The sequence below is a fragment of the Streptomyces sp. NPDC051172 genome, assembly GCF_040682555.1.
In the GTDB taxonomy this organism is placed as follows: domain Bacteria; phylum Actinomycetota; class Actinomycetes; order Streptomycetales; family Streptomycetaceae; genus Streptomyces.
Genome location: NZ_JBFBBE010000313.1, coordinates 1 through 1,740 on the forward strand (window position 1 = coordinate 1; position 1,740 = coordinate 1,740).

Genomic DNA, 1,740 nt, shown 5'->3' on the forward strand with positions numbered 1-1,740 from the left:
GCCCGCCGCCTCCTCCTCGAAGGGAGGGGCGACGGGCCGTGGGCACCGGACGCGCGGTCCGGCGTCGCGGATCAGGCCCCGCGGGTCACGCGGAGCGGTCGGCGTCCACCGAATCGCCGGCACCGGACTCGAGCTCGGCCAGGTCCGCGCCCTCCAGGGCCTCCCGGCCGCCGGAGAACGTGAACGTCAGCTCGGCGCCCTCCCCCTCGCCCGTGGTGTCCACGGTGATGAGGGAGCCGGCCGGGATCTCACCGAAGAGGATCTTCTCCGAGAGCTGGTCCTCCACCATCTGCTGGATGGTGCGGCGCAGCGGGCGGGCACCCATGGCCGGATCGTAGCCGCGGTCCGCGAGCAGCTCCTTGGCGGACTGGGTGAGCTCGATGGACAGGTCCTGCTCCGCCAGGCGCTTGCCGAGGCGGGAGATGAACAGGTCCACGATCTCCACGATCTCGTGCTTCTGCAGCTGCGGGAACACGATCACGTCGTCCACACGGTTGAGGAACTCGGGGCGGAAGTGCTGGCGCAGCTCCTCCTTGACCTTGCCCTTCATCCGCTCGTACCCGGTGGTGGTGTCCGTGGCCGACTGGAAGCCGGTCATGACGCCCTTGGAGATGTCCCGGGTGCCGAGGTTCGTGGTCATGATGATCACGGTGTTCTTGAAGTCCACCACGCGGCCCTGCGAGTCGGTCAGGCGACCGTCCTCGAGGATCTGCAGCAGGGAGTTGAAGAGGTCCTGATGGGCCTTCTCCACCTCGTCGAACAGCACCACGGAGAACGGACGGCGGCGGACCTTCTCGGTGAGCTGGCCGCCCTCCTCGTAGCCCACGTAGCCGGGAGGGGCACCGAACAGGCGCGAGACGGTGTGCTTCTCCTGGAACTCGGACATGTCCAGCGTGATGAGCGCGTCCTCGTCCCCGAAGAGGAACTCTGCGAGGGACTTGGCCAGCTCCGTCTTGCCGACGCCGGTGGGGCCGGCGAAGATGAACGACCCCGAGGGGCGGTTCGGGTCCTTCAGGCCCGCGCGGGTGCGGCGGATGGCGCGGGACAGGGACTTGATGGCCTCGTCCTGGCCGATCACGCGGCGGTGGAGCTCCTCCTCCATGTTGCGCAGGCGGTCCGTCTCCTCCTCGGTGAGCTTGAACACCGGGATGCCGGTGGACTTGGAGAGCACCTCGGCGATGAGGTCCTCGTCCACCGTGGCGACGTCGGCGTCCGCACCGGTGCGCCACGCCTGCTCCTTCTCGCGGCGCTCGTCCTCGAGCTGCTGCTCCTGGTCGCGCAGGCGGGCGGCGCCCTCGAAGTCCTGGCCGTCGATGGCGGCCTCCTTCTGGGTGCGCACCTCCGCGATGCGGGACTCGTAGGCCTTGATCTCCGGCGGCACGGTCATGCGACGGATGCGCAGACGCGCGCCTGCCTCGTCGATCAGGTCGATGGCCTTGTCCGGCAGGTGTCGGTCGGAGACGTAGCGGTCCGCCAGGCCGGCGGCGGCCTTGAGCGCACCGTCCGTGATGGAGACCTTGTGGTGCGCCTCGTAGCGGTCCCGCAGGCCACGCAGGATCTCCGTGGCGTCCCCGACGGACGGCTCGGCGACCTGGATCGGCTGGAAGCGGCGCTCGAGCGCGGCGTCCTTCTCGATGTGCTTGCGGTACTCGTCCAGCGTGGTCGCGTGACGTATGCCAACGCCGGCCCCCTCGCCGAGCTGGTCGCCTCCACCGGCGCCGAGCCGATCGGTGTCACGTC

The 1,740-nt window shown here is 69.7% G+C and carries 1 pseudogene; it reads right to left on the reverse strand.

What is annotated here, in order from left to right:
* Nucleotides 1-85: 85 nt before the first annotated feature.
* A pseudogene (locus AB0N07_RS50655) lies at nucleotides 86-1,666 on the reverse strand (ATP-dependent Clp protease ATP-binding subunit); the annotation flags it as partial.
* Between the last annotated feature and the right edge of the window lie 74 nt (nucleotides 1,667-1,740).